The 26,850-nt window shown below is 58.7% G+C and carries 24 protein-coding genes and 1 riboswitch; of the genes, 12 read left to right on the top strand and 12 right to left on the bottom strand.

Annotation, left to right across the window (positions count from 1 at the left end):
- Nucleotides 1–20: 20 nt before the first annotated feature.
- The gene (gene hda / locus GTQ55_RS06430) at nucleotides 21–755 is read right to left on the bottom strand and encodes a DnaA regulatory inactivator Hda (RefSeq protein WP_161857990.1); all 735 of its coding nucleotides are present in this window, start codon (nucleotides 753–755) and stop codon (nucleotides 21–23) included.
- 3 nt (nucleotides 756–758) lie between these two features.
- Complete coding sequence (locus GTQ55_RS06425; protein ID WP_237567859.1) at nucleotides 759–1,856, bottom strand: DUF2066 domain-containing protein; 1,098 nt, start codon at nucleotides 1,854–1,856, stop codon at nucleotides 759–761.
- A 246-nt stretch (nucleotides 1,857–2,102) separates the two neighbouring features.
- Between GTQ55_RS06425 and purM the strand changes: the two genes are divergently transcribed.
- The 4 genes from purM to GTQ55_RS06405 all read left to right on the top strand — a co-directional run bounded on the left by purM (nucleotide 2,103) and on the right by GTQ55_RS06405 (nucleotide 6,407).
- Nucleotides 2,103–3,170, top strand: coding sequence for a phosphoribosylformylglycinamidine cyclo-ligase (gene purM / locus GTQ55_RS06420; protein WP_161857989.1), 1,068 nt, complete (start codon nucleotides 2,103–2,105; stop codon nucleotides 3,168–3,170).
- An 8-nt stretch (nucleotides 3,171–3,178) separates the two neighbouring features.
- Nucleotides 3,179–3,853 (top strand): phosphoribosylglycinamide formyltransferase, encoded by a 675-nt coding sequence (purN, locus tag GTQ55_RS06415; RefSeq protein ID WP_161857988.1) that lies wholly within the window; start codon nucleotides 3,179–3,181, stop codon nucleotides 3,851–3,853.
- A gap of 61 nt (nucleotides 3,854–3,914) precedes the next feature.
- Nucleotides 3,915–4,673 (top strand): DUF3108 domain-containing protein, encoded by a 759-nt coding sequence (locus tag GTQ55_RS06410; RefSeq protein WP_237567858.1) that lies wholly within the window; start codon nucleotides 3,915–3,917, stop codon nucleotides 4,671–4,673.
- Between the two features lie 258 nt (nucleotides 4,674–4,931).
- Nucleotides 4,932–6,407 carry an OmpP1/FadL family transporter gene (locus GTQ55_RS06405; protein WP_161857987.1) on the top strand — a complete coding sequence of 492 codons (1,476 nt, stop codon included), beginning with the start codon at nucleotides 4,932–4,934 and terminating at the stop codon, nucleotides 6,405–6,407.
- A gap of 19 nt (nucleotides 6,408–6,426) precedes the next feature.
- Here the strand turns inward: GTQ55_RS06405 and GTQ55_RS06400 are convergent, their stop codons facing one another.
- Nucleotides 6,427–6,732 carry a hypothetical protein gene (locus GTQ55_RS06400; RefSeq protein ID WP_161857986.1) on the bottom strand — a complete coding sequence of 102 codons (306 nt, stop codon included), beginning with the start codon at nucleotides 6,730–6,732 and terminating at the stop codon, nucleotides 6,427–6,429.
- Nucleotides 6,733–7,149: 417 nt separating this feature from the next.
- On the opposite strand from GTQ55_RS06400, the gene GTQ55_RS06395 reads away from it, so the two are divergent.
- The 5 genes from GTQ55_RS06395 to GTQ55_RS06375 all read left to right on the top strand — a co-directional run bounded on the left by GTQ55_RS06395 (nucleotide 7,150) and on the right by GTQ55_RS06375 (nucleotide 12,906).
- Complete coding sequence (locus GTQ55_RS06395) at nucleotides 7,150–8,532, top strand: CmpA/NrtA family ABC transporter substrate-binding protein (RefSeq protein ID WP_161857985.1); 1,383 nt, start codon at nucleotides 7,150–7,152, stop codon at nucleotides 8,530–8,532.
- Nucleotides 8,533–8,656: 124 nt separating this feature from the next.
- On the top strand, nucleotides 8,657–9,649 hold the full coding sequence (locus GTQ55_RS06390) for an ABC transporter permease (RefSeq protein ID WP_161857984.1): 993 nt from the start codon (nucleotides 8,657–8,659) through the stop codon (nucleotides 9,647–9,649).
- 52 nt (nucleotides 9,650–9,701) lie between these two features.
- A complete protein-coding gene (locus GTQ55_RS06385; RefSeq protein ID WP_161857983.1) occupies nucleotides 9,702–10,589 on the top strand; it encodes an ABC transporter ATP-binding protein in 888 nt (295 codons plus the stop codon).
- A gap of 138 nt (nucleotides 10,590–10,727) precedes the next feature.
- On the top strand, nucleotides 10,728–11,972 hold the full coding sequence (locus GTQ55_RS06380; RefSeq protein ID WP_161857982.1) for an alginate export family protein: 1,245 nt from the start codon (nucleotides 10,728–10,730) through the stop codon (nucleotides 11,970–11,972).
- 109 nt (nucleotides 11,973–12,081) lie between these two features.
- Entirely contained in the window at nucleotides 12,082–12,906 is an 825-nt protein-coding gene (locus GTQ55_RS06375) for a type IV pili methyl-accepting chemotaxis transducer N-terminal domain-containing protein (RefSeq protein ID WP_161857981.1), read from the top strand.
- A 96-nt stretch (nucleotides 12,907–13,002) separates the two neighbouring features.
- Here the strand turns inward: GTQ55_RS06375 and GTQ55_RS06370 are convergent, their stop codons facing one another.
- From GTQ55_RS06370 to GTQ55_RS06330, 9 genes are all read right to left on the bottom strand, one after another.
- Nucleotides 13,003–13,383 carry a c-type cytochrome gene (locus GTQ55_RS06370; protein ID WP_237567857.1) on the bottom strand — a complete coding sequence of 127 codons (381 nt, stop codon included), beginning with the start codon at nucleotides 13,381–13,383 and terminating at the stop codon, nucleotides 13,003–13,005.
- A 91-nt stretch (nucleotides 13,384–13,474) separates the two neighbouring features.
- Complete coding sequence (locus GTQ55_RS06365; RefSeq protein ID WP_161857980.1) at nucleotides 13,475–14,239, bottom strand: HesA/MoeB/ThiF family protein; 765 nt, start codon at nucleotides 14,237–14,239, stop codon at nucleotides 13,475–13,477.
- Between the two features lie 13 nt (nucleotides 14,240–14,252).
- Nucleotides 14,253–15,806, bottom strand: a complete 1,554-nt coding sequence (thiE, locus tag GTQ55_RS06360; protein ID WP_161857979.1) for a thiamine phosphate synthase — start codon at nucleotides 15,804–15,806, stop codon at nucleotides 14,253–14,255.
- Nucleotides 15,803–16,612 (bottom strand): thiazole synthase, encoded by an 810-nt coding sequence (locus GTQ55_RS06355; protein ID WP_161857978.1) that lies wholly within the window; start codon nucleotides 16,610–16,612, stop codon nucleotides 15,803–15,805. The genes thiE and GTQ55_RS06355 overlap by 4 nt, the downstream gene beginning before the upstream one ends.
- Before the next feature lie 2 nt (nucleotides 16,613–16,614).
- A complete protein-coding gene (thiS, locus tag GTQ55_RS06350; RefSeq protein ID WP_161857977.1) occupies nucleotides 16,615–16,815 on the bottom strand; it encodes a sulfur carrier protein ThiS in 201 nt (66 codons plus the stop codon).
- A complete protein-coding gene (thiO, locus tag GTQ55_RS06345; RefSeq protein WP_237567856.1) occupies nucleotides 16,815–17,855 on the bottom strand; it encodes a glycine oxidase ThiO in 1,041 nt (346 codons plus the stop codon). Before thiO ends, thiS begins: the two co-directional genes overlap by 1 nt.
- Before the next feature lie 232 nt (nucleotides 17,856–18,087).
- Complete coding sequence (gene thiC, locus GTQ55_RS06340) at nucleotides 18,088–20,010, bottom strand: phosphomethylpyrimidine synthase ThiC (protein WP_161857975.1); 1,923 nt, start codon at nucleotides 20,008–20,010, stop codon at nucleotides 18,088–18,090.
- A 134-nt stretch (nucleotides 20,011–20,144) separates the two neighbouring features.
- A riboswitch (TPP riboswitch) is annotated at nucleotides 20,145–20,243 on the bottom strand.
- A gap of 256 nt (nucleotides 20,244–20,499) precedes the next feature.
- Nucleotides 20,500–21,867, bottom strand: coding sequence for a sulfoacetaldehyde dehydrogenase SafD (gene safD / locus GTQ55_RS06335; protein ID WP_161857974.1), 1,368 nt, complete (start codon nucleotides 21,865–21,867; stop codon nucleotides 20,500–20,502).
- Between the two features lie 34 nt (nucleotides 21,868–21,901).
- Nucleotides 21,902–22,675, bottom strand: coding sequence for a sulfite exporter TauE/SafE family protein (locus tag GTQ55_RS06330; RefSeq protein ID WP_161857973.1), 774 nt, complete (start codon nucleotides 22,673–22,675; stop codon nucleotides 21,902–21,904).
- A 342-nt stretch (nucleotides 22,676–23,017) separates the two neighbouring features.
- Here GTQ55_RS06330 and GTQ55_RS06325 point away from each other — a divergent pair, with 342 nt between their 5' ends.
- From GTQ55_RS06325 to GTQ55_RS06315, 3 genes are read left to right on the top strand one after another with little or no spacing between them, the layout of a single operon-like run.
- On the top strand, nucleotides 23,018–24,559 hold the full coding sequence (locus GTQ55_RS06325) for a thymidine phosphorylase family protein (RefSeq protein ID WP_161857972.1): 1,542 nt from the start codon (nucleotides 23,018–23,020) through the stop codon (nucleotides 24,557–24,559).
- Nucleotides 24,556–25,488, top strand: a complete 933-nt coding sequence (locus GTQ55_RS06320; RefSeq protein WP_221296386.1) for a ribose-phosphate diphosphokinase — start codon at nucleotides 24,556–24,558, stop codon at nucleotides 25,486–25,488. Before GTQ55_RS06325 ends, GTQ55_RS06320 begins: the two co-directional genes overlap by 4 nt.
- Nucleotides 25,485–26,846, top strand: coding sequence for an MBL fold metallo-hydrolase RNA specificity domain-containing protein (locus GTQ55_RS06315; RefSeq protein WP_161857971.1), 1,362 nt, complete (start codon nucleotides 25,485–25,487; stop codon nucleotides 26,844–26,846). The genes GTQ55_RS06320 and GTQ55_RS06315 overlap by 4 nt, the downstream gene beginning before the upstream one ends.
- Nucleotides 26,847–26,850 lie beyond the last annotated feature (4 nt).

The raw sequence follows: 26,850 nt of genomic DNA, 5'->3' as shown, positions 1-26,850 counted from the left end.
TGTAGAAGCAGAGTCAGAACTCAGATATTGAGAACCTGTTTGACGAAGGGAATGGTGATCTTGCGCTGGGCCTGCAGCGAGGCGCGGTCCAGTTGCTCCAGACATGCGAACAGTGCACGGGTATCCCGCGGCGCGCGATGCAGAATGTACTGGGCCACATCTTCCGGCAGATCAAAGCCACGCAGCCGGCTGCGCTGGCGCAATGCCGCCACCTTGTCCGCATCACTCAGCGGGTGAAGCTGGAAAGTGAGACCCCACTGCAAGCGCGAATGCAGGTCTGCCAGATCCAGTGCCAGTCCGCGGGGAGACTTGCGCGCCCCCAGGATCAGCTGGCGGCCGCTATCGCGCAGACGGTTGTACAGGTGGAACAGGGCTGTCTGCCAGTGCGGGCGCCCCTCGATCAGGTCGAGGTCATCGATACACACCAGGTCCAGGTATTCGAGGCCGTCGACGATCACCTCCGGCTCCGCCTCGATCAGGTCCGCCAGGGGCAGATACTGGAAACTGCGCCCGGCGCTTTCCGCAACCTGGCAGACCGCCTGCAGCAGATGGGTAACGCCACTGCCGGGCTCCCCCCACAGGTAAACGGCCTGCTCTGCATTGTCGCCACTGGCGAACGCCTGCAGTAGTCCCACAACCTGGCGATTGCCATCGTCGAGGGACTGGAAAAAGTTGGCGAAGGTGGCGTCGTCACGCAGGGAAACCCCCAGCGAGAGCTGCTGTGGTACGTCGTCGGATTGACTGCGATCAGACACGGGTTACTGCCAGCTGTATCGCAGAGGATTCTGGGCACTGCCGAGCGGAGCCCGGTAACCGGTCAGGTCCACCAGCCCCTCGTCTTTCGCCAGCTGCAGATTGCGGTTCAGCGCCAGTACATCCCGCAGGGACTCCAGCTGGGTACTGGTGGTAAGCGCCAGCGTCAGGCGATCACCATTTACCGACAGGACATCCGCACTGCTTACCTGGGCCAGGCCCTGCAGATAACCGGTGGCTTTGGAGTAGTCGGCGAAACTGCGGATGCCGGATATTTCGACCAGCACGGCACTGGCCACACCGGCGTCATCGCTGCGTACCGCATAGCGCTCGGCCAGCCGGTTCGCCGCCTCATTGACCCCGCGCAGGGCCACTTCTTCCAGAGAAGCGCCGCTGGCGTCAAACGCATAGCTGCGGCCACCGTGAATCAGCAGCCAGTTGGCCTGCCAGCGCTGGCCGGAGGTCTGCAGCAGGCGCCCCATCAGGGTGGCATCCGGGTGATAGCGGACCCCGGCGCGTTGCGCGGCACTCTCATCCTGAGCCCAGAGGGCGCCCAGAGGCATGTTGCGCTGGTCATTGAGGTCCATGACCGGAAAGTCCAGCGGCAAGCCACGCTCCATCGCCAGGCCATCCAGCAGGCCAAACAGCTCCGGATAATCTTCCTGGCGCAGGGTATCGCGGCCCCCCTGCAGGGTATCGACCGCCATCCACACCAGCGTGCCGGGACGGTTGTTCGGCCACAGGGGTAACTGTAACTTGTGCACCAGGTCGTTCAACGCCTGGGGGTCGAAGGTCAGCTGCAGATAAAGCTGGTTGTCTTCCGTGTCGTAGCGGTAGCCCTGCACGTACTTCTGGGCCTGCTTCAGCACCGGTGCCAGCTTGGGGTCATTGCCCACATTCTGGTTGCCGGTCACGCGCACAAACACTCGCTCCAGGCCGCGTCTGGTGGCCTCGGCGCGGTCGGTGGTCCCGCGGCTGGGTACCGCTTCATTTACTTCGTACAGATCCGGCATTACCCGCGCTGAGGCCGGCAGGGCCAGAAGCAGTGCCGCCAGCAGCAGCGAAAAACAGAGCAGCACCCGGGGGTTCATGGTCAATGGCATTGGCTCGGAGTCCCCTTTACCTCTTTTATATGTAACAGACACACATCCCTGCGCAGTTTCACACCGGATTTGGCGGCCCACTGGGCCCCTGACATGGTGCGCTCACACGCCGAAGACAGGCCCCGACGGTCAATTACCGGCTATTGTATCAGTGTCGGCTGTTTCTCCCAGCCTTCAGTTCGCACATTCAGTCAATTTTCCACTAGAATACGCGCCCTTCCAAACAGGCCCTTAACAGGTTGAACCATGAGCGACTCCAAGCCGAACTCCTCCAGCCCCTCCCTCAGCTACAAAGATGCCGGTGTCGACATCGACGCGGGCAATGCCCTGGTTGAGCGCATCAAGCATGTGGCCAAGCGCACCGCGCGCCCGGAAGTCATGGGCGGCCTCGGTGGTTTCGGCGCCCTGTGCGAGCTGCCCAGCGGCTACAAGCAGCCGGTACTGGTCAGTGGCACCGACGGTGTCGGCACCAAGCTACGCCTGGCCATGGACCTGGGTATCCACGACACCATCGGCATCGACCTGGTCGCGATGTGCGTGAATGACCTGGTGGTTGCGGGCGCAGAGCCGCTGTTCTTCCTCGATTACTACGCCACCGGCAAACTGAATGTCGACATTGCTGCCGACGTGGTCGCCGGCATTGGCAAGGGCTGTGAACTGGCCGGCGCCGCGCTGGTGGGTGGTGAAACCGCCGAGATGCCCGGTATGTATGAGGGCGACGACTACGATCTGGCCGGCTTCTGTGTCGGTGTGGTGGAAAAGTCCGAGATCATCGACGGCTCCAAGGTCCAGGCTGGCGACAAGCTGATCGCCCTGGGGTCCTCCGGCCCCCACTCCAACGGTTACTCACTGATCCGCAAGGTGCTGGAAATCAGCAGTGCCGATCTGCAGAAAGATCTGGAAGGCAAGACCCTGGCCGAGTCCCTGATGGCGCCCACCCGTATCTATGTGAAGAATCTGCTGGCACTGATGAAAGAGGTACAGGTTAACGCCCTGAGCCACATCACCGGTGGCGGCCTGTTGGAAAACCTGCCGCGCGTACTGCCGGAGAACGCCCGCGCCGTCATCGACACCAAGAGCTGGGAGCTGCCCCCGGTATTCCGCTGGCTGCAGGAAGCCGGCAATATCGAAGGCCGCGAAATGTACCGCACCTTCAACTGCGGCGTGGGCATGGTGATCTGTGTGCCTGCGGCGGAAGCCGACAAGGCCGTGGCCAAACTGCGCGAGCTGGGCGAGGACGCCTTTATCGTCGGTAGCATCGAAGCCGCCACCGGCACCGACGACGCTGAAGCCGTCGAACTGGCGGGACTGTAAAGCGCACCATGTCCACCCAATCTACGTCCGGGCCATCTTCCGCCAAGTGCCGCGCGGTCGTCCTGATCTCCGGCAGCGGCACCAACCTGCAGGCCTTTCTGGATGCCGCCGCCCGCGAGGACTGCGACTACACCGTAGCGGCCGTGATCAGCAACAAAGCCGATGCCTACGGCCTCACCCGCGCGCAAAACGCGGGTGTTGCCACCGAAGTATTGAGCCACCGGGACTTCTCGGATCGCGACAGCTTCGACCAGGCGATGGCGAAACTCATCGATACCTACCAGCCAGATCTCATCATACTGGCCGGCTTTATGCGTATCCTCACCCCCGACTTTGTCCGCCATTACAGCGGCCGCATGTTGAACATTCACCCGTCTCTGTTGCCCAAGTACCAGGGCCTGCACACGCACCAGCGTGCGCTGGACGCCGGCGACAGTGAACACGGTGCCACTGTGCACTTTGTGACCGAAGAGCTGGATGGGGGGCCTCCCGTACTCCAGGCGGCCGTTCCCATTGAAGCCGGCGACACCGCGGAAACCCTTGCACAGCGGGTGCAGGTGCAGGAACATGAAATATACCCGCTGGTTGCCACCTGGTTTGCCCAGGGGCGACTCAAGATGGCCGGCGATCGTGCCGAGCTGGATGGCGAGCTGCTGCCACGCAGTGGCAAGCGTCTCGACTGACAGGCCGACTACACTCTCGGCCTGAATCACGGAATCAGAATTTCAGGCCGGAGGTGGAACCTTGTCTCGATACACACTGTTCAACAACATATTTGGCAGCGCCCTGTTTTCCCTTGTTGTGGCGCTCGCCTCCCCTCTCAGCTTCGCTGAAACGGCTGCCGCCACCAAACCCCAGGTACTGCTCCCCTTCTCCGCCATCTACGAAGCCAAGTTCAGTGGCTTTGGTGTAACCGCCGAGCGCAAACTCAGCGGCTCTCCCAGCAGCTGGCGCCTGGATTTTTCCGTACACTCCATGTTCGCGAAAATAGAAGAGTACTCCCGCTTTGCCCAGCAGGGTGAACGCCTGATTCCACAACATTACGATTACCAGAAGTCCGGCCTGGGAAGGGACCGGCACACGGCGCTGAGTTTCGAGGACGACGCCAGCCGGGTGGTCAATGTGTACGACAAAGCCCGCAGCATCGAAAAGGCCCCCGCAAACATCCAGGATAAAATCAGTTACCAGTTACAACTGGCAATTGACGTCGCGAACGGGAAAACACCGCTCAAGTATCAGGTGGCCGACGGCAAAAGAATTCGCGAATACGAATTTCGTGTAGCCGGAAAGGAAAATATCAAAACGCCAATGGGCTTGATCGAAACCGTCAAGGTAGAGCGTGTGCGCGAGGAAGGTGCGGAGCGTGTCACCAATATCTGGTTTGCGCCCAAATGGAAATACGCATTGGTAAAGCTTATGCAGCAAGAAGATAATGGCAAAAGCTACCAAATCACCCTGACAAAATTATCCATTGACGGCAAAGAAGTCAGCGCAAAAGATTAGACGGAAAAAATTTTTCACATTCCCAAAAAAAACTACGACAACTCGTAGATTTTCCCGCTCGAGACCACTATAAAGTCGTCGCTTTCTCCCCGTGCGTAAAAATCGCACTGCTAGACTCAACCTACTAGGAATTTGTTTGCTTGAAGCAAAAACTTTCTGGAAAAGCTTCTCTGTGATTCGGAAACAGAAAATTCCGTCATTACGCATCAGGGCAGCTTTAACCGGTTGGCATAATTTTCAGCAATAGAGTGGGATCTCATGACTATCAAAACTCTGCGCAAAGCCGCACTGGCCGCAGCGATCTGTTCCGTATATGGCGGTACCTTTTCCAGCGGCGCGTCGGCCGCCGGCTTTGCCCTTCAAGAATCCAGTAGTTCCGGCCTCGGCCGGGCATTTGCTGCTGAAAACGCCATTGGCGACAATGCGGCAATTCTTGCCCGCAACCCCGCGGGCTCGGCGCTGTTCAACGAAATGGCTTTCTCTGTCGGCGTAACATATGTGAACCCGGAAATTGATGCCGCCGGGACCACCGACTACTACCTGCTTACGCCAGATGGCCCGGTTTTCGCGGCTTCGCTCTATGACGAGGCAAAAGATTACGCGAGCAGTGCCTGGGTGCCCAACGCTTACCTGGCGGTGCCGTTCAATGATTGCTGGTCGTTTGGCCTCGCCGTCAACACCGACTACGGTCTTGAAACCGACTTTAATGGCAGCTGGCCCGTCACTCATATCGCGGATAAAACCGAGCTGCTATCGGTCAATATTGCGCCGTCCGTCGCATTCGATTTCAACGATCAGTTCAGCGTCGGTGTATCCGTAAACTTCCTGTATGCGGACGCCACCCTCAAGAGCAAAGTTCCCAGTAACTTTATCCTTGACCCGACGGCAGAGCAGTTACTCGGCACTTCTGTTTCCGATGCAAGAATCCTCGACGCCGACGGCGACGACTGGGACTACGGCTGGAGCATTGGCGCACTGTGGCGCAGTGTCGATGGACGCACCCACTTCGGTGTTTCTTACCAGTCCGAACTGGATCCCGAGATCGAAGCCGACGTGGATTCCGACCTTCTGCGGGCCTTCGACAATGCGGGACAGGTAATTGGTACATTCTCCAACGAACGCGCGAACCTGACGCTCGACCTGCCTGACACCCTTGAACTCGGGCTGTACCACCGTTTCCATGACGAATGGGGCGTCGCCCTCGGCGCCATGTGGACAGACTGGGACGACTTCGAGCGTCTGGAGGCCTTCTTCCCGAATCAGCGAGCCGGAGGTAACCTGATTCCCGATTACAATCCACTCCCGATCAAGGAAGAGAACTTCAGCAGTGGCTGGCGCTACAGCCTCGGCCTGGAGTACTACCCCTGTGACGAGGTGACCTGGCGCGTAGGCTACGCCTACGACGAAGGTGCTGCGCGCGATGGCTTCAATGAAGACGCGATCCTTGAGTCACAGTCAGTAGGTTTCGTCCCCGATGGGCTCCCGGTGACCTGGCGCACCCTTTCCATTCCGGATGCGGACCGTCAGTGGGTAACGTTCGGCGGCACCTTCAAGTTCAACAACCAGCTGAGTATCGATGCCGGCCTGGCCTACCTGTGGGGTGACGATGAACCCATCCAGGAATTCCAGGCGCTACCGCTGACATCGACCGCCGGGCTTGGTACCTACTTTGACGGTGGCACCACCAATCTGGAAGCCTGGCTGGTCGGCGCATCCCTGAACTATAGCTTCTGATCGCGATTTCGTCAGAGCTTTACCGGAGGCCGGGCTTGGTGAATTGCCACCGCCCGGCCTTTTTTATTTCCTGGCGATGCGCGCTTTTGACGCGCACGCACCAAATCGGCTCCATTTCCCGCACCGAAAGCGCACCTTCCCATTTGGTGCGTGCACCAGAATTTTTCCACTCCGGCCTCCCCTGCACCCGATTAGATACCCGTGAAACCGGAAAAACCGTTACGAGCTCCAGTGTAAAAACATAGCCTGGCACGCAATTAAACATAGATCCCATGTCTTTACCGGCAGCTTCAATGCGAAAATCAAGAAGCGGAAACTCTGCCATCAATCTAAAAAATATTTAGATATTTCAAGGGCTTGCACTTTTCCAGGGCTATCACCTGCTCTGGCATCCCTACGCCCACCCCGCTCGGTTCAACGCGCCACGCTCCATTGCGCCGGAAAAAGTTGGCACAGTGCCTGCAATGCCCCCATTAAACGCGGACTGCAAATCCGCACCGGAACAGGCTGCCACAGAGGCGCTGAACTTCCGTCACTAATTTACGTTGACCAATTCCGTTGACTAGCCGGGCAACCTGTCGCCCGGATAACAATCAGACTGGCATCGCCTGGCGATTGCCCTTGAGCAGAGGCGCTCACCGTTCCTGTCCGTATAGGCAGGAAAACGGTGAGCGCTTTTTTTTGGCAAAGATTTTTCGCATTCAACGATCTGAAACTTAGAGAGACCAGGAGCAAAATTACCATGTCATGGAAAAAGCCCTTCAAGAAAATAGCCGCATCGCTGGCCTTGGCTGTCGGATTTTCCTCCGGCGCCGTTTCTGCCAGCGCCGAAGAACTCGGTTATCCGGAAAAGGAAGAGCTGACCTTCGGGTTTATCAAACTAACGGATATGGCTCCAATTGCCGTCGCCTACGAAAAAGGATTTTTTGAAGATGAGGGCCTCTACGTCACTATCGAAGCCCAGGCCAACTGGAAAGTACTACTCGACGGTGTGATTGATGGCCGCCTCGACGGTGCGCATATGCTGGCGGGTCAGCCCATTGCCGCAACCATGGGCTTCGGAACCAAAGCCGATATCATCACGCCGTTTTCCATGGACCTGAACGGTAACGGTATTACTGTTTCCAACACCATCTGGGAACAGATGAAGCCCAACATTCCAAAAATGGACGACGGCCGACCGGTACACCCGATCAAAGCCGATGCGCTCAAGCCGGTGGTAGAAAAATACAAGGCGGACGGCAAGCCATTCAACATGGGCATGGTCTTCCCGGTTTCTACCCACAATTATGAACTGCGCTACTGGCTCGCCGCCGGCGGCATCCACCCCGGCTACTACGCGCCGCACAAAGGCGATACTTCTGGCCAGATCGATGCCGATGCGCTGCTGTCGGTCACCCCTCCCCCGCAGATGCCAGCCACGCTCGAAGCAGGCACCATCTATGGCTACTGCGTCGGCGAACCCTGGAACCAGCAAGCGGTGTTCAAGGATATTGGTGTACCGGTCGTAACTGACTACGAAATCTGGAAAGACAACCCTGAAAAAGTATTCGGGATCACCAAAGAATTCGCCGAAAAATACCCCAACACCACCGTGCGTATTACCCGCGCCCTGATCCGCGCCGCCATGTGGCTGGACGAGAACAACAACGCCAACCGCCCGGAAGCCGTAAAGATCCTGTCCCAGTCGAACTACGTGGGTGCCGACTACGACGTGATCGCCAACAGCATGACCGGAACCTTCGAGTACGAAAAAGGCGACAAGCGCGAAGTGCCGGACTTCAATGTCTTCTTCCGCTACAACGCCACTTATCCTTACTACTCCGATGCGATCTGGTACCTGACCCAGATGCGCCGCTGGGGCCAGATCTCCGAAGACAAACCGGACGAGTGGTACAAGGAACTGGCATCCAAGGTCTATCGCCCGGATATCTATGAAGCTGCCGCCAAGTCCCTGATTGCGGAAAAGCTGGCCAAGCCAGAACAGTTCCCGGACTTCGCCACCGAAGATGGCTTCCGCAATCCGCAGACACACTTCATCGACGGCATCGTCTACAACGGCCAGAAGCCGAACGAATACATCGAGAAGTTCTCTATCGGTCTGAAGTCGGGCCAGAAGCTCTGATCAATCAATCGGAGACCGGGCCCGGTAACCGGGCCCGGCACTACCGGATACACAAAAGCCGGAAGTGAAAATAAAAAATCATGCTCATCGAGAATACGCATATCGAGTGCGGAGGTAACGGAAGATGAATACCACTACTGCCAATGCCGGAAAATTTTCTGGCTTCAAGTTGCCACAGCTGGATAGCCCCCTGGTCGGGCAAGCCTTTCGGCTGGTAGCGTTGCCACTGATTGGTATCCTCGCCTTCTTGCTGTTGTGGTCTGTCACCGCGCAGAACATCGACACCTCGCTGGGGAAATTTCCCGGCCCATCGGCCGTCATGGAACAGTTCGATGCACTGTACAGCGAGCACCAGCGTTCACGAGAAAAGGAACAGGCCTTTTACGAGCGCCAGGAAGCACGCAATGCGAAGCGTGTTGCCGAAGACCCCGCGTACGTTCCCAAGGTTCGGGCCTATACCGGCAAGGAAACCTTTATCGACCAGATCTTTACCAGCCTGATCACGGTCATGAGCGGCTTCCTGCTGGCAGTAGCACTTGCGATTCCACTGGGGATTGCCGTTGGTCTCAGTAAGTCACTGAACAGCGCCATCAACCCTATCGTACAGATATTCAAGCCAGTATCGCCGTTGGCGTGGCTACCACTGGTGACCATGGTGGTGTCCGCGGTGTACACAACCCCCGAACCGCTGGTGGCGAAATCTTTCCTTAACTCAATGATCACCGTCACCCTGTGTTGCCTGTGGCCGATGGTGATCAATACCGCGGTTGGTGTTGCCAGTATCGACAACGACCTGGTGAATGTGAGCAAGGTGCTGCGCCTGCCAGCCCTGCGTCACGTGCAGAAAATTGTACTGCCCGCATCGGTTCCAATGATTTTTACTGGCATGCGCCTGTCACTGGGCGTGGCCTGGATGGTACTGATCGCGGCGGAAATGCTGGCGCAAAACCCCGGTCTCGGAAAGTTTGTCTGGGATGAATTCCAGAACGGCAGCTCCGACTCCCTTGCCCGCATCATGACAGCGGTACTGGTGATCGGCTTTATCGGCTTCCTGCTGGACCGCGGCATGCTGGCGCTGCAGAAGCTGGTTTCCTGGGACAACGCGGCTGCGCACTAACCCGGCAAATCCATCAGCACAGAATCGAAACTATTTTTCGGAGATCAGGACAATGAGTGTACTTCTGGATATCAGCCACATTGATATGGAATTCCCCACGCCCAAGGGGCCATTTACTGCACTGCGGGATGTGGATCTGAAGATACAGCAAGGCGAGTTCGTTTCATTGATCGGCCATTCCGGCTGCGGCAAATCCACCGTGCTGAATGTGGTCGCAGGCCTCTACCAGGCCACCCGTGGCGGCGTCATCCTGAACGGAAAGGAAGTGACCGAACCGGGGCCGGAGCGCGCAGTGGTCTTCCAGAATCACTCCCTGCTGCCATGGCTCACTGCTTATGAAAATGTCGAGCTCGCGGTAAAGCAGGTATTTGGCAAGAGTAAATCCAAAGGGGAAATGCGCCAGTGGATCGAGCATAACCTTGAGCTGGTGCATATGGGCCATGCCATGCATAAACGCCCAGGAGAAATTTCCGGCGGGATGAAGCAGCGTGTCGGCATTGCCCGCGCGCTCGCCATGCAGCCCAAGGTACTGCTGATGGACGAGCCGTTCGGTGCACTGGATGCACTCACCCGCGCGCATATGCAGGATTCGCTGATGGAAATTCAGGCCGAACTGAACAATACCGTGATCATGATTACGCACGACGTGGATGAAGCCGTTCTTCTGTCGGACCGCATCGTGATGATGACCAATGGCCCCGCCGCCACCATCGGTGAAATCCTCAGCGTGGACCTGGAGCGTCCGCGTCATCGGCTGGAATTGGCCGATGACCAGCTATACAACAAGTACCGGGCCAAGGTGCTGAAGTTCCTGCACGAACGCCATAGTAAACCGGATGTCCCCACCAGCAAACGCAAAGACAAAAAAGCGGAAGCCGCACGCCCGGCTGCCACACAGCATACGGCATCCGAGACCGAAACCGTAGACAACGCGGCCTGATCAAAAGCCGACTTTGTTTGAATCATCAAGTTGCCTGGCCGGCGCCGGTCCAACAGCGCCGATCGGGGGGGCCTGCGCCAGATTCCATACGCGACGGCCTGAAGGAATTAACTGAATCTCCTATACAAGGAAAACAACATGAAAAACCAAAAGCTTCTGACCACAACTTTCCAGACTGTCCTGCAACGCCGGACGCTGGCTCTCGCCATCGGCGCACTCGGTGCAGCCTCGGCCACCGCCCCCGCGCTCGCGCAGGAAATGACGGAAACCGAAGCGCCCGCGGTCACCAGCGTTGGGGACGCACTGGCACAGGGTGAAGCGACCCTCAGCTTTCGGGCGCGCACCGAGATGGTCGATGTCGACGGCAACGATGTAGATCTCACCAGTGTGAAAACCCGCCTCACCTTTGCGTCCGCCGCTTACGAGGGCTTCAGCACCCTGATCGAGATGGACGATGTCACCCACATTACCGAGTTTGAAGGCGGCGTGGGTGACCCCGAAGGTACCGAGGTCAATCAGGCTTACCTCGCATACACTACCGGCGCGACCACGTTCAAATATGGGCGCCAGCGTATCCTGCTGGACAACCAGCGCTTCGTCGGCGGCGTCGGTTTCCGTCAGAACGAACAGACCTACGACGGCTTCAGTGCCAGTAATACCAGCCTCGAAGACACCACCCTGTTCCTCGCTCGTATCCGCAACGTGAACCGTATCTTTGGCGAAGACAGCCCTGTGGGTGACCACACCAATGACACCTACCTGCTAAACGCGAAATACACGGGACTTTCCGCCGGCGCGCTGATTGGCTACGCCTACCTGATCGACAACGAAGATGCGGCTGCCTTCTCCACCGATACCTATGGTGTGCGCTTTGCCGGCAGCAAGTCCGACCTGAGCTATGCACTGGAATACGCCACCCAATCCGCCGCAGCCAATAACCCGGCGAACTATGACGCCGACTATGTGCTGGCAGAGGGCAGCTATAAGCTTGGCACAATCACTCTCGCCGCCGGCTATGAACTGCTGGGCGCCGACGGTGCGGATGGTCAGTTCATCACGCCACTTGCCACCCTGCACAAATTCCAGGGCTGGAGCGACAAGTTCCTCGGCGGCGGCACCGGCAATATTGCCGGCGGTATCGAAGATGTCTATCTCACAGCCGGCACCAGCCTCGGTGGCGTCAAGCTTGCGTTGAACTACCACCAGCTGAGCTCCGACGACAGCAGCGTATCCGGTATGGATAAGCTGGGTAGTGAAGCGGGCTTCCTGGTGGCGGGCAAGCTGGCCGGCGTCAACCTCAGCATGAAGTACAGCAGCTACAGCGCGGACGACTTCAGCGTAGATACCAACAAGCTGTGGCTGACAGCGGCGGCCCAATTCTGATCCTGCTCACAGGATAAGCAGAAGTAACCCAACCCACTCGTTGAGCCTTCCCCGGCCGCAAGGCCGGGCCTTTTTCCCCTCCCTCATTTTCAGACTCAGGAAGGTAAAGATGAAATACGCTTTTGCCCTGATACTGCTGTTTGGGCTATTTCCATTAAACAGTAGCGTAATCGCTGCGGAAGCAACGCCAACCCATACCGGTTTCAATATGGGCGACGCCATCAATATGGCCGGCCGACAACGCATGCTCTCACAGCGGATTACCCAGGCGTATATCCTGCGTGGCATACAACCGCAGAGCGAAAAACACCAGCAGGTGTTCCAGCGTTCGATGGCCGAATTCGAGCGCAACCTGGGACAGCTGTTGGCCTTTGAACCGGCAGCACCGGTACGTAGTACGCTCAAACGGGTGCAGAACGAATGGCAGGCTTTCGCCGCAATAGCACGGCAACCTGTCAATAAGTTCAACGCGGCGGAGCTTTTCAAGCACAGTAATACCTTGCTACCCGCAGCACATACTTACGTCATGCGCTTGCAGGCACTGGCCAATCACAGCAGCGCAGAACTGGTAAATGTCTCGGGTCGTCAGCGCATGCTGTCACAACGGATCGCCAAAAACTATGTCGCGCAGTTCTGGGGCGTCGCAGGCAGTGAAGGAACAAAACTTCTGTACGAAGATCTGGCGGAGTTCGAACAGATGCTGGCATTCCTGCTGCAAAGCCCGCTGAACACCCCGGAAATCACGCGTAATCTCAGGAAAACCCAGGGGCACCTGAATTATGCGAGCCGTGGTTTTGATGGGGAAATGCATATGTCAGAAGCACGCCAGATTCATGTGGTTACCGGCACCACCGATATCATGCTGCGCAATATGAATGTAGTTACCGGCCAGTATGCAGAATTGCTGAACGCCGTCGAAATCGCATCCCGCTAAGCGAAATACCCGCTGAGTGAAATACAGGGAGCAGGCCGGCCCTGGAGGCCGGCTTGTGGTTTGATGGGTGTATTAAAGTGTGACTACTGCTAGCGATTACTTCGGTGTCGCCATATAACCGATAAGCTCGGCGAAATCTTCATCGGAGCAGCTGTAACAAAGCCCGGCCGGAGGCATTGTCTTATACCCCTCCCGCACATGCACCACCAGAGTGTCCATTCCCCGCGCCATACGAGGCGCCCATGCGGCGACATCACCGGTTTTGGGTGCACCTACGACGCCGCGCTCGTGGCAATTGCCACAAGTCGTGCGATAGGTATCCAGTAACTGTTCGGAAATATGCACCTGGTCAAGCTCGGTGACCGGCTGGGTTTCCACTTCCTCGATCGCGTCATCGTGTGCCGCGGGCTGTGGCTCAGCGGCGGATCGCGGATCGCTTTCCGAACAACCAAGGAGCGTGAAGGTAAATAGGGTCACTGCAAAAAAACCGGAAAACTTTTTATACGGCGGATTGTAAGGTGACAAGAGACTTCCCTGCGTTGATTTATCGTTGCACCAGTTTTACTGGTTATACGCACACAGGGCAAGTCTTGCTTACGGGCAGCGCCAGTGTTCGCCACTCAAGTGTCCCGGCTTCAAACAGCTGCAGCCGGTTCAGGCTGGACAGTGTCAGCCCGGCCAATAATTTGATCGCCTCCAGAGCCTGGGCACTCCCCATAATCCCGAGTGCCGGGCCAATGACGCCGACCGTGGAACAGTTCTCGGCTTCCGGCAGGTCATTATCGCGATCCTGGGGAGGAAACAGACAGGCGTAACAGGGGCTGCCTGCGCTGCGGAAATCAAAGCTCACCAGTTGTCCGGAAAAGCCGCGCACCGATGCCATGATGACCGGGACCTTCGCGTCCCGACACACACGATTGATGACATGGCGGATATCCAGGTTATCGGTGCAGTCGAGGACCAGGTCAAAGTTCCCTTCTTTCAGGAACCCCGCCAGCCATGCCGCATCCGCCATGCGGCAGTGGGCCTGCACCCGAATTTCCGGGTTGGCCGCGGTCAGTTGCTGGGCGGCGACCTGCGCCTTGTCCTTACCGCGGTGGTTGGTCTTGAACAGAACCTGTCGCTGCAGATTTGAAATTTCGACATGGTCACCATCCACCAGATGCAGCTCACCGACCCCGGCAGCGGCCAGATACAGCGCTGCCGGGCTACCCAGGCCGCCCAGCCCCACAATCATGACCTTCGCCGCCCCAAGCCTCTCCTGACCGGTTTCTCCGATCTGTGGCAGCATGATCTGACGGCTGTAGCGCTGCAGCTGCTTGCGACTCAACATGGCGGCACTCCGATTATTGCGCGTCCAACAGGGTCGTTAATTGTGCCACAGACTGGCGGTAATCCGGTGCCTCGGTGATCGCGGTCACCACCGCGATACTGCCTACCCCGCTCGCCACTACCGCCGGCGCGCGTTCACTATTGATACCGCCGATGGCCACCAGTGCATAATCCGGCAGCAACGCCACCATCCTCGCGAGTTTCTCCGGCCCCTGCAGCTGGCCGCTCATATCCTTGGTGCTGGTGGCATAGATGGCACCGATGGCGAGATAGCTCGGCCTGAACTGGTGCGCGTATAACAGCTCGAAAAAGCCATGAGTACTGATGCCGAGCTTCAGCCCTGCGGCCTGGATGGCTTTCAGGTCCGCGCTTTGCAGGTCCTCTTGCCCCAGGTGTACGCCGTAAGCACCACACTCGATCGCCAGCGCCCAGTGATCGTTGATAAACAGGCGCAGGTCATAGTCCCGCCCAATGGCAACGGCCCGCTCGATCTGCTGGTGAAGATCCTCACCGGGGTGTTTGATACGCAACTGCAGCGTGCGCACACCGGCCCGCGCGAGCTTCTCGATCCATTCCACCGAATCCACTACCGGGTAGAGCCCAAGGCGATTGCTGTCCGGGTGCGTAAACTCAGCGGCAAAATTCGCCGCTTGCTGCGGCGAATAACAACCATAGCACTTCGCCCGCTCACTCCCCTTGACCAGTATCTGAGGGAAATCCCGCAACTGACCCGGCCAGCCACAGTGGCCGACGGGCCCCGGGCCAGCGCCGATATGATCACTGATCCCCGTGCGCAGCCCATGACGCACATAGGCATTGGCCACCACACACGCGTCTTTTAACGGATAGCCCTTTGCCAATAGCGCTGCGATCGCCGACGACAGGGTACAACCGGTGCCGTGGGTGTTTTCGGTTTCAATTTTTTCCCCTATCAGCCAGTCTTCGGCCAGCGTATCGTCGTGCCCCCTGCACAACAGGTCCGCGGTGATGCTGGGCTCGATTTCAAAGTGACCGCCGGTGACCAGCAGTGCGGATGGCAAATCGCCGCGCACCTTGCGTGCGGCGGCGAGAATCGCTTCCGCGGTATCCGCATCGGTCTGCGCCAGCCACGCCAGCTCCTGGCCATTGGGGGTAATCAGGTCACACAGAGGCAATAGTTCATTCAGCACGGCAGCGCCGGTGCTGTCTTCGGTCAGGTGGGCGCCGCTGGTGGCCACCGCTACCGGGTCGTAGACCACGGGAATCGCGTCACCCTGCGCGCGCACCCCGCGCAGAAACTTTGCAACCAGTTTTACCTGGCCGGCATTTGCCAGCAGGCCGATCTTGATTGCCGCCGGTTTCAGGTCCGCGATCAATGCGTCCAGCTGGGACTGCAACACCGCGTCGGATACCGCATTGATCGCCGGCACCCCAAGGGTGTTCTGTGCGGTGTTGGCGGTGATGACGCTGCAACCGTGAACGTCGAAGTCGTGCAGGGTGAGCAGGTCTGCCTGAATGCCCGCGCCGCCACCGGAATCGCTGCCGGCAATGGTCCAGACAATTGGGCGCGGGGGGGCGATGCTGCTCATGCTTCTTCCCCGACATTGATGGACTGCTGCCAGAACGGCATGTCCAGCGTGGGTGTACTGGGGCTCGCGGTCTGGCGTTGCAGCATGAGTCCGGCATTACGCGCGACGCGGCCCGCTTCGATGGCGAGCCGGAAAGCCTGGGCCATCAGCACCGGGTTCTGTGCCCGGGCGATGGCGGTGTTCAACAGCACCGCATCGAACCCCATTTCCATGGCCTCCCCAGCCTGCGACGGCGCGCCGATACCGGCATCAATAATCAATGGTGTATCCGGCAACCGTTCGCGCAGGGTCTGCAGGTTGTATTTGTTCATCAGGCCGCGACCCGTGCCGATGGGCGAGCCCCAGGGCATCAGTACCTCACAGCCAACGTCCAGCAGTTTGCGGCATACCACCAGGTCGTCGGTGCAGTATGGCAATACCTTGAAGCCACGCTTTACCAGCTCCCGCGCTGCCTCAATCAGCCCGAACGGATCCGGCTGCAGGTTGTAGTCGTCGCCGATTACTTCGAGCTTGAGCCAGTCGGTGCCAAAAATTTCCCGGCTCATTTCCGCCAGTGCAATAACTTCCTTCGGGGTTTTGCAGCCTGCGGTATTCGGTAATAACTGGCAGCCGGACTCCCGGATATAGTCCCACAGCATTCTCCCCTGCTGTTGCTCGGGGTTCTGGCGACGCAGCGACAGGGTGATGATTTCCGCTCCGGAGGCGGCGACGGATTCACGCATGATCGCCGGCGACGGGTAGAGTGCAGTGCCCACCAGAAGACGGCTGCCGAACGCATTGCCATAGAGTTTCAATGTATCGACCATGCTCAGCCTCCTACCACCGGTGCGACGATATCCAGGCTGTCGCCATGGTTGAGCCGCGTATCGGCATAATCTGCCCGGGGCACGAAATCGCCATTGCGGGCAACAGCAAAGGTTTCACCGCGGTAGCCGAGATGTTGCAGTAGTGTGGCGACAGTGTCGCATTCGTTGACGGTGACGTTTTCACCATTGACCAGTAGTTGCATCAGGTCACCTCTCCTATCAGAGAATTCTGTATCTGTTTCGTGATTGCCGCTTCGGCCTGTGTCACCAGCGCGGGCGCCAGCAGGTAGCCGTGGCGGAAAAGTCCGTTCACGCGAATGAGTCCGGGCGTGCTATCCACAATGGGCAGGTTGTCCATGGTGGCCGGGCGGCAGTTGACCCGGGTTTCGATCACCCGCGCCTCGGCGAAGGCCGGATGAATCGAATACAGTGCGCTGGACAGTTCCATGGTGGAGCGCAGGGAAATCGGCGAAAGGTCTTCGCTTTCGATTTCGGTCGCGCCGATAACGGTGTGATTGTCCGCTCTGGGTACGGCGTAGAGTTGATACCGGGGGTGCAGCAGGCGCACGGGACGATTGAGTTGCACTTCCGGGGTTTCCACCACCATGACTTCACCGCGCACACCACGCAGCCCCGGCACCGCACTGCTGGCGCCGAGGCCGCGGGTATCGAGTACGATATCGAATGCTTCACAGCCATTGGCGGTCTCGACTGTTCCCGGGTGGCATTCGGCGGAGGTATTTTCGCGGAGCTGTACGCGGTTCTGTTGCAGTGCCTTGCGCAAGGCGGGGAGCAGTTTTCTGTTGTCGATATCGGCTTCGCTGGCAAGGTACAAGCCCTGGTCGAAGCGGTCGAGTTCCGGTTCAAGTTTATGCAGGGCGATATTGTCCAGCCATTGCAATTGGCTCTGGTTTTCATGACCCAGTTTTGCGATGAGTTCCTGCTGGAATTGCAGGAGTTCGCTGCGGTCTTGTGGGTGGGCGATGAGGATGCTGCCGGACTGGCGGTAGTCGACGGTTGTGCCGGTGGCCAACTCCAGCTGCTGAACCCACTGAGGCCAAAACTGCAGGCTTTGCATACCCAGTTGGTAGATGCGCAGCGGGCAGTGGAACAATTCGGATAGCGGGGAAATCATACCGGCGGCGGTGTGGCAGGCACCCGTCGGCTGTTCGAGACTGCCGGATTCGAACAGGGTTATACGAAGGCCTTTTTCGGATAAACGCCATGCCAGTAAACGGCCCATCAGGCCTGCTCCAGCTATCGCTATATTAAGTTGTGCTTGTGCCAATTGTGATTCCCGTGGCCCGTACTCGGCAAGTTAATGGGCGGCAGCGCTACGGGTAAGCCTTTGCCAGACACGCCGTGAACCCATCCCTGGGGGCTCTTCTAAAACATCCCTGTTTTAGAAGGTCTGGCAAAGGCTTACCCGCATCGCTGCCTTCGCATCAAGGTTAGTGCTTTCTGTCGACTCGGTTTTATCCCTTGTGGTAAAGCTCTGCCCCCATATCCTTGAACTTGATCGCCATCTCTTCCATTCCCTGCTCCGCTTCCTGTTTCGCCGCGTACTCACGCACGTCTTGTGTGATTTTCATCGAGCAGAATTTCGGCCCGCACATGGAGCAGAAGTGGGCGACCTTGCCGGATTCTTTCGGCAGGGTTTCGTCGTGATAAATACGCGCGCGTTCGGGGTCGAGGCCGAGGTTGAACTGGTCTTCCCAGCGGAATTCGAAACGGGCCTTGGATAGAGCATCGTCGCGTTTGTAGGCACGCGGGTGCCCCTTGGCGAGGTCGGCGGCGTGGGCAGCGATTTTGTAGGCCATAAGGCCTTCTTTGACGTCCTCTTTGTTGGGCAGGCCGAGATGCTCTTTGGGTGTGACATAGCACAACATGGCACAGCCCATGCTGCCGATCATGGCGGCACCGATACCGGAGGTGATGTGGTCGTAACCGGGGGCGATGTCAGTGGTCAATGGGCCGAGGGTGTAGAACGGGGCTCCGTGGCAGTGCTCCAGCTGTTCGTCCATGTTTTCCCTGATCTTGTGCATGGGCACATGGCCGGGGCCTTCGATCATGGTCTGGACATCGTGCTTCCAGGCAATTTCGGTGAGTTCGCCAAGGGTGCGCAGTTCGCCGAACTGGGCTTCGTCGTTGGCATCGGCGATACAGCCGGGACGCAGGCCGTCGCCCAGTGAGAAGCTGACATCGTAGGCTTTGAGGATTTCACAGATGTCTTCGAAGTGGGTGTAGAGGAAGTTTTCCTTGTGGTGCGCGAGGCACCATTTGGCCATGATGGAACCGCCGCGGGACACGATGCCGGTGACGCGTTTGGCAGTGAGCGGTACGTAGCGCAGCAGCACGCCGGCGTGGATGGTGAAGTAGTCGACGCCCTGCTCGGCCTGTTCGATCAGGGTATCGCGGAAGACTTCCCAGTTGAGGTCTTCGGCGATGCCATTCACTTTTTCCAGCGCCTGGTAGATGGGTACCGTACCGATGGGTACCGGTGCGTTGCGCAGGATCCACTCGCGGGTTTCGTGAATGTTCTGGCCGGTGGAGAGGTCCATGACGGTGTCGCCACCCCACTTGATGGACCACACGAGCTTTTCCACTTCTTCCTCGATGGAGGAGGTAATCGCGGAGTTGCCGATGTTGGCGTTCACTTTACACAGGAAGTTGCGGCCGATGATCATCGGCTCCAGCTCTGTGTGGTTGATGTTGGCCGGAATAATCGCGCGGCCTTCCGCGACTTCGCGGCGCACGAATTCTGGGGTAATTTGCGGCGGAATGTAGATGCCGTCGCGGGCTTTCTGGTATTGAGATTGAAGGTCGGCATCGCTCAGTTGCCCGGCAAGTTCCGCGCGCCCCATATTTTCGCGGATGGCGATAAATTCCATTTCCGGGGTGATGATGCCTTGGCGGGCGTAGTGCATCTGGGTGACGTTTTTTCCGGCTTTGGCCTTGCGCGGATACGGCAGGTTTTCAAAACGAATATGGTCGAGGCCCTGGTCGGCCATGCGTTTCTGGCTGTAGGTGGCCTGGCGGGTGTCGAGGACTTCGGTGTCGTTGCGGGCTTCGATCCACGACTGGCGCAGTTTGGGCAGGCCGTCGCGGACGTTGGGTGTGTAGTCGGGGTCTGAGTATGGGCCGGCGGTGTCGTAGACCTGCAGGGGCTCGTTGGGCTCAAATACGGGGTTTTGCTCGTCGCCGCCGACAAGGCTCTGGCCGAGGCAGATTTCGCGTACGCCGACTTTGACGCCAGTGTTTTCCCCTTCCAGGTAGACTTTACGGGAGTTGGGGAATTGCTGGGCGGTAAGGTTATCCAGAAATTCTTTGGCACTTTCCTGCTGCTGTGCGCGGCTTTGCTTATCGGCTTTATTCTGCGGCTCGGCGACCTGAGACATGCTGACCCCTTGCGTTGTGATCCTTGATTTTTCGGATGACTTGCGGGGTACAACTACGGGAATGAGCGGCTATGGAAGGCAGGTTCTGAGCGGGCAGCACCGCGACACGGGCGTGCATACTGCTCAAAATTAAAGCGAATTCAGATCTTGTTTCCTACGCGGGGGTTACCCCGATCAGGTTCAACGGATCTCGCTACTGCGATCTCAGCCCGAAGGCACTCCGACAAGTGGCGGCGAGTATAGGGGAAGGAATTTAATTTGAACAGGAGCGGAGGCGCAGGTTGGGAATTGTGGCGCTTTGCTGGTCTTATGGTCTGAGCTTTAAAGCTGGTTAAGTGGCGGTGCCGCCACCGGGTATTGGTTCGCAAGACACGCCGTGAACCCATCCATGGGGGCTCTTCCGCGAGGTCCCTCTCGCGGAAGGTCTTGCGAACCAATACCCGGCGTCGACTCCTTCGATTCAATACACTCGACTTCGAAACAGTAAATTTAGATCACCAGCGTTTTCTGGTAACTCATTTCACGAATCGCGTAGCTGACCCCTTCTCTGCCCACGCCACTCTCCTTCACACCACCAAACGGAAAATGCTCGGCGCGGAAGCCGGGGCCGTCGTTGACCGCAAGCAGGCCCACGTCCAGCTGGTTGTACAGACGCTTGGCCAGCGCAAGGTTCTGGGTAAATACGCCTGCCTGCAAACCAAACGGGGAGCTGTTGATCAGGGACACCAGTTCGCCCTCGTCATCGAACTTGCGCAACGGTACCACCGGGCCGAAGGTTTCTTCGGCAACCAGCTCGGCATCGTCGGCCACATTGTCGAGGATAGTAGGCCACAGAATATTGCCCTGGCGCTGGTGGCCGAACAGGACGCGGGCGCCCGCCTTTACCGCGGATTCGATGCGCGCTTCCACTTCGTCGGCGGCGGCGGTGTGGATCAACGGGCCGACGAAGGTGTCGTCTTCCGCCGGGTCACCGACTTTCAATTTTGCGGTGGCGGCTACCAGTTTTTCCGCAAAAGCGTCGAAGACGTCGCTGTGGACGAACAGGCGTTTGGCCGCGGTGCAGCGCTGGCCGGCGGTGGCGAAGCGCTGGTTGATGGTGGCGGTGACGGCGGCGTCGAGATCGGCATCGGGCATGACGATAAGCGGGTCGTTGCCGCCCAGCTCAAACAGCATTTTCTTGTAGCCGGCGTTCGCGGCGATGGCGTTGGCCGCAGCGGTGCCGCCGGTGAAGTTGACCGCCTGGATCTGCGGATGGCTGACGGCGTAGCTGGTGGCTTCGATATCCGGAACCAGCATTTGCAGTACGGACTTGTCCATACCGGCGGCGTAGCAGAGTTCTACCAGCAGCTCGGCGGAGCGCTTGTTCTGTGGGCCGGGCTTGAACAGGATGGTGTTGCCAGCGGCGAAGGCGGGGCCGATTTTGTGTACCGCGATATTGATCGGGAAGTTGAACGGGGTGATACACAGAACGGTGCCCAGGGGTTTCCACAGTACAACACCAATTTTTTCACGCATCGGCGGGAAGGCGTCGGAGTCCAGCGCTTCGCCATTGATGTTACGCGCTTCCATGGCGCTGGCCAGTGCGGTGTTATAAGCGCGGTCGATTTCCACCCGGCTGTCGCTGATGGTTTTGCCGGTTTCTTCGGTGATCAGGCGGGCCAGATCCTCTTTGCGCTCCAGCATCAGCTGGGCGAGCTTGAGCAGGATATTGGAGCGTTCGAACGCCGGCGTGGCCTGCTGGACGCCGCGGCCCTGCACCAGCAGGTCTATGGCCTCGGCCACTTGCTCGCGGGTGTGGAAGTCATAGGCTTCGATCTGTTCGCCGTTGTACGGATTGATGATCTGATAATCGGCCATTGGGAGTACCTGCTTCTTTGTGCCAGCAACTGGCTTATGCTGCGAACAACTGGTAAACGATGCGGGCTCCGGCCACCAGCAGTGCGGCACGCATCAGGTTGAAAAACAGTTCGCTGTCGATGCGATTCAGCAATGCGATTCCGATGCGGGTGCCGATGACGGCCGCTACAGTGAGCAGCAGAATCAGCCCCAGGTGATCGGAAAAGGCAAAGCCAAGGTAGATGAATGCAGGCACTTTCAGCGCATGGCACCAGGCCTGCATCACGGATTTGTTCGCCACGATTTCCTTCGGGCTCATATCCTTGCGTACGAAAAATGCGGCCAGCAGTGGATCGACCGCGCCGGCAATGATACCGAGGGTTCCAGTGGCGATGCCCACCCAGAAAAAATTGCGCGGCTTCAGGCGGATTTCCGGCAGCCTTTTCGGCTTGAATACGGTGTAGAAAATCAGCCCGGCAAGAAGTATCAGCGGCAACTGCTGCCACTCGAGGTTGGCGAGGCCCAGTGTCATGGCGGCCGAACCGAGGGTGCAGCCGATGAAAAACGGGATGCACTGGTCCCAGCGGATATGCTCGCGCACATAGGCGATACGGGCGAGGTTGTTGAGCAGCTGTACCGCGCCGTGGATGGGCACCAGCATGCGCAGGGGAATCACCACGTTGAGGGCGGCAAACATCAGGATGCCCCCGGCACCTCCGGTTACCGCAGAGATAAACGCACTCACCACACACACCAGCAGCAACAGCGCCAGTGTCAGGCTCGAGGTCTGGCTGGATACCAGAGTGAAAACTTCTCCCAGTTCCGCCAAGGCAGACCTCGTCAATCGGTGATGGTTGTTCGGTGGTGGTGCCGCAGCACGCAAATTTTCGGCTGCAAAGGCGACCCGGTCTGGTCGGATTTTCAGCCATGGGAAGTCTACCCCCAGGACAGGCCCAAACCCAGTAGTCACGGGCCCCGAACTGGTTATTTGAGGACACCGGTAGCCGGTGCGAGCCTGCAGGCCATCCGCAATGCGCACCGGCCTATACTTGCATAACCACACCCGCAATCCCGACCAGACCGCAGAGCCGAACAAACAAGCGCCGTCGGCAATTTCAGCCCCGAAATGAGTGGCACAAGGGCCATGACCAATAGGATCAGGTAGCGATATATGGCACACCCACTGCCGTTGCATGCCTACAGAATGGGGATAGACACCCACGAGGAAGCCCTCGTTTACATGCGCAAAGACTGTGCGATCTGCCGCGCCGAGGGCTATACCGCGAACACCCGCCTGCAGATCAAGGCCGGCGAGCGCACACTGATTGCCACATTGAATACCGTCGCCGAGGAAATATTGCCGCTCGGAAAGATCGGATTTTCCGAGAGCGCGTGGGAATTTCTCAACCTGCAGACAGACCAGGAAATCCTGGTACTTCACGTCCCACAGGTGTACTCACTCAGCGCACTGCGCAAGAAAATATACGGCCACAGCCTCAATGCTACCGAGATGAGCAGCATTATTCGCGATATCGGTAATCGACTCTATTCGGACATCGAAATTGCGGGCTTCCTCACCGCCTGCGCCGGCGGCCGGCTGAATTGCTCGGAAACCATTGCGCTCACAACCACGATGGTCAGTAACGGCAATCGCCTGTACTGGCCCGAGGTCGAGCGGGTGTTCGACAAACACTGCATCGGCGGACTGCCGGGGAACCGCACCACCCCCATCGTGGTATCGATTGCCAGTGCCGCCGGACTGGTCATTCCTAAAACATCTTCCCGCGCCATTACTTCGCCAGCCGGCACCGCCGACACCATGGAGGTGCTCACCGATGTCGACCTTCCACTGGAAAAGTTGCGCAAAGTGATTACCCGCACCGGTGCTTGTCTGGCGGCCGGTGGCGAAGTGGGCTTAAGCCCCACGGACGATCTGCTGATCCGAATTGAGCGCGCCCTCAACCTCGACAGCGAGGGACAACTGGTCGCCTCGGTACTTTCAAAGAAAATGGCGGCGGGCTCCACCCACGTGCTCATCGACATCCCGGTCGGCCCCACCGCAAAAGTACGTGACCAGGAACAGGCAGAGAAACTCGCGCTGCTGTTTCGCAATGTTGCCTCGGGGCTTGGCCTGAACGTGCGCTGTGTCGTCACCGATGGCACACAGGCTATTGGCAATGGTATCGGTCCGGCAGAGGAAGCCCGCGATGTACTCAGCGTGTTGCGAAACGAAGCGCATGCCCCCGCAGACCTCACCGAGCGCGCCGTATTCCTCGCCGGTGAACTCTTGTGCATGGCCACAGGTGCAGATAGAGATCAGGCGCAGCAACAGGCCAGGGAGATCCTCCAGTCAGGACAGGCCTGGCAGCAGTTTCGCAAAATCTGTGACGCTCAGGGAGGCTTGCGTGACATACCCGTTGCAAGCCATCACATCGAATTGCGCAGCACGTACGCTGGTCGCCTGCGCAGCATGGACAACCGGCGCCTGGCGCGTCTGGCCAAGGTAGCCGGCGCGCCCTCGTCGCCGGAAGCGGGACTGCGTTTACGGGTGAAGGTTGGCGACATGATCAGCGAGCACCAGCCTGTCGCGACCCTTTACGCCGAGACGTCCGGCGAGCTGGCCTACGCCAGGGAGTATTACCACCAGAATCGGGACCTGTTCAATATTGCGCCGATGGATTTGCCACTATCAAACGTGGAGCAACTGACTTGAGCGCACCGCTGCTTTTTTCCCTCGCGGCGACACTGCCCCTGTCTGCCCCCCTCGGCAAGGGAATCCATGCCGTGCACGGCGAGCTGGAAATGCGCCACTTCCCCGATGGGGAATCCTACCTGCGGGTAAGGTCGCCAGTGCATGAACGGCACTGTGTGCTGCTGGCGAACCTGAGCCAGCCGGATGAAAAGCTACTGCCACTGCTGTTTCTCGCCCATACCCTACGCGCACTGGGCGCGGCCAGCATAGGCCTGGTGGCACCGTATCTCTGCTACATGCGCCAGGACAAGGCGTTCCAGCCTGGCGAGGCCGTGACCTCTCGTATTTTTGCAGGCCTGATCTCCGATGCGGTGAATTGGCTGCTGACCGTGGACCCGCACCTCCATCGCTATCACAGCCTCGCTGAAATCTACTCCATCCCGGCACACGCTCTTTCGGGTATGCCGGCGATGCAGACGTGGATAGAAGCGCAGCCCGAAGAGTTCCTCCTGGTTGGGCCCGACGCGGAGAGCCAACAGTGGGTATCCGCGCTGGCACACGCAACCGGGCGACCGTATATCGTCGGCAAAAAACAACGTCACGGCGACCGGAGTGTCACGGTTACATTGCCCGAGGATGCGCAAATCAGACGATCTGCGGTACTGATTGTCGATGACGTAATTTCCAGCGGACATACCGTACTGGAAACCACTGCGGCGCTAAAGCGTGCCGGCGCGGGCAGTATCGTCTGTGCCGCTGTGCACGGCGTGTTCGCAGAAGATGCCGACCGCAAGATATTGCAGGCAGGGGCCGATCGACTCGCCACCAGTAACAGTATCCCCGGCCAATACGGGGCCTTCGACCTGTCACCCGTGTTGATTCCGGCAGTAAAAGCCCTGCTCAGGGAACACCGTGGCGGAGCGCCCGAAAAAGGAGACTATCCGGAATGAACATCACCTTCCTCGGCGGCACCGGCACGGTTACCGGCTCCAAGTTTCTTGTCAGCCTGGATGGCGGCAAGACCGAGTTTCTGGTCGACTGCGGGATGTTTCAGGGCTACAAATGGCTGCGCGAGCGAAACTGGGAAACGCCCATGTTCGACTACCGCCGGCTGAGTGGCATCGTCCTCACACACGCACACCTCGATCACTCCGGCTATATTCCCAGGCTGTATCAGCTGGGCTACCGCGGGCCGGTGTACTGCCATCACGCAACCCGCGACCTCTGCTCCATTTTGTTACCCGACTCAGGGCATATACAGGAAGAAGATGCGCGCTTTTACCAGCGCCACAAGATCGGCAAACATGCGCACCCGGAGCCGCTCTACAACGGCGACACCGCGGAGCGCAGCCTGGAACTGTTTCAGTCGGTCGATTTTGACGAGCCGATCCGGATCGGTGGGGCCAGCCTGTACTTACAACCGGCCGGGCATATACTCGGCGCCGGCAGTGCCGTACTGAGCGCCGAAGGCAAGCGTGTGGGCTTTTCCGGTGACGTCGGGCGCCCCGACGACCTCATCATGCATCCACCGCGACCGCTGCCGGCACTGGACCTGCTATTGCTTGAGTCCACTTATGGTGATCGCCGGCACCCTCAGGTGGATCACTGGCAACAGCTGGCGGACATCGTCAATGAGGTCGTCAATCGCGGCGGTATCCTGTTGATCCCCAGTTTCGCAGTGGGCCGCGCGCAGACGCTGCAATACTTGCTGCTGAACCTGATGCGCGACCAGCGCATTCCCCAGTTGCCGGTGTTTCTCGACAGCCCCATGGCGATCGACGCCTCGGAAATTTACACCCGCTATCCCGACCAGCACCGCCTGAATACCGATACCTGTAAATTCATGTGTACCGGTATCCAGTACACCCGCGACGTAGAACAGTCGAAAGCACTGGAGAATATTCAGTATCCGCACATCATCATTGCCGGCAGCGGCATGGCCACCGGCGGCCGCGTGCTCCACCACATGAAACGCCTGCTCCCCGACCACCGCGCGACCGTATTGTTCACCGGCTATCAGGCCGGCGGCACCCGCGGCGCACGCTTACTGGCCGGCGCCCAGAGTGTAAAAATTCACGGGGAGTACGTGCCCTGCAAGGCACATATTGAAGTTCTGGAGGGGCTGTCTGCGCACGCCGATTACCGCGAACTGGGCGACTGGCTCAAACAATCGGCACTCGAGGCCGGCACGGAAATCCAGCTGGTGCACGGGGAACCGGACGCGTCAGATTGCTTCCGGCTTTACCTGCAGGACAACACGAATTTCAATGTAAAGGTGGCCCAGTACCGGGACATTCTGCGCCTGTGATCAG

It is taken from the genome of Microbulbifer hydrolyticus (genome assembly GCF_009931115.1).
Lineage (GTDB): Bacteria > Pseudomonadota > Gammaproteobacteria > Pseudomonadales > Cellvibrionaceae > Microbulbifer > Microbulbifer hydrolyticus.
This window is presented reverse-complemented; position numbering and strand designations above follow the sequence as displayed.

Bases quoted from the DNA above. Each gene is read 5' to 3' on its own strand.
- thiS (WP_161857977.1), bottom strand. From the start codon at position 16,815: ATGCAACTACTGGTCAATGGTGAAAACGTCACCGTCAACGAATGCGAC.
- GTQ55_RS06385 (WP_161857983.1), top strand. From the start codon at position 9,702: ATGAGTGTACTTCTGGATATCAGCCACATTGATATGGAATTCCCCACG.
- safD (WP_161857974.1), bottom strand. From the start codon at position 21,867: ATGGCCGATTATCAGATCATCAATCCGTACAACGGCGAACAGATCGAA.
- GTQ55_RS06400 (WP_161857986.1), bottom strand. From the start codon at position 6,732: ATGGCAGAGTTTCCGCTTCTTGATTTTCGCATTGAAGCTGCCGGTAAA.
- thiO (WP_237567856.1), bottom strand. From the start codon at position 17,855: ATGGGCCGTTTACTGGCATGGCGTTTATCCGAAAAAGGCCTTCGTATA.
- thiC (WP_161857975.1), bottom strand. From the start codon at position 20,010: ATGTCTCAGGTCGCCGAGCCGCAGAATAAAGCCGATAAGCAAAGCCGC.
- GTQ55_RS06315 (WP_161857971.1), top strand. From the start codon at position 25,485: ATGAACATCACCTTCCTCGGCGGCACCGGCACGGTTACCGGCTCCAAG.
- GTQ55_RS06405 (WP_161857987.1), top strand. From the start codon at position 4,932: ATGACTATCAAAACTCTGCGCAAAGCCGCACTGGCCGCAGCGATCTGT.
- purN (WP_161857988.1), top strand. From the start codon at position 3,179: ATGTCCACCCAATCTACGTCCGGGCCATCTTCCGCCAAGTGCCGCGCG.
- GTQ55_RS06380 (WP_161857982.1), top strand. From the start codon at position 10,728: ATGAAAAACCAAAAGCTTCTGACCACAACTTTCCAGACTGTCCTGCAA.
- purM (WP_161857989.1), top strand. From the start codon at position 2,103: ATGAGCGACTCCAAGCCGAACTCCTCCAGCCCCTCCCTCAGCTACAAA.
- GTQ55_RS06395 (WP_161857985.1), top strand. From the start codon at position 7,150: ATGTCATGGAAAAAGCCCTTCAAGAAAATAGCCGCATCGCTGGCCTTG.
- GTQ55_RS06355 (WP_161857978.1), bottom strand. From the start codon at position 16,612: ATGGTCGATACATTGAAACTCTATGGCAATGCGTTCGGCAGCCGTCTT.
- GTQ55_RS06425 (WP_237567859.1), bottom strand. From the start codon at position 1,856: ATGCCATTGACCATGAACCCCCGGGTGCTGCTCTGTTTTTCGCTGCTG.
- GTQ55_RS06325 (WP_161857972.1), top strand. From the start codon at position 23,018: ATGGCACACCCACTGCCGTTGCATGCCTACAGAATGGGGATAGACACC.
- GTQ55_RS06375 (WP_161857981.1), top strand. From the start codon at position 12,082: ATGAAATACGCTTTTGCCCTGATACTGCTGTTTGGGCTATTTCCATTA.
- GTQ55_RS06390 (WP_161857984.1), top strand. From the start codon at position 8,657: ATGAATACCACTACTGCCAATGCCGGAAAATTTTCTGGCTTCAAGTTG.
- thiE (WP_161857979.1), bottom strand. From the start codon at position 15,806: ATGAGCAGCATCGCCCCCCCGCGCCCAATTGTCTGGACCATTGCCGGC.
- GTQ55_RS06365 (WP_161857980.1), bottom strand. From the start codon at position 14,239: ATGTTGAGTCGCAAGCAGCTGCAGCGCTACAGCCGTCAGATCATGCTG.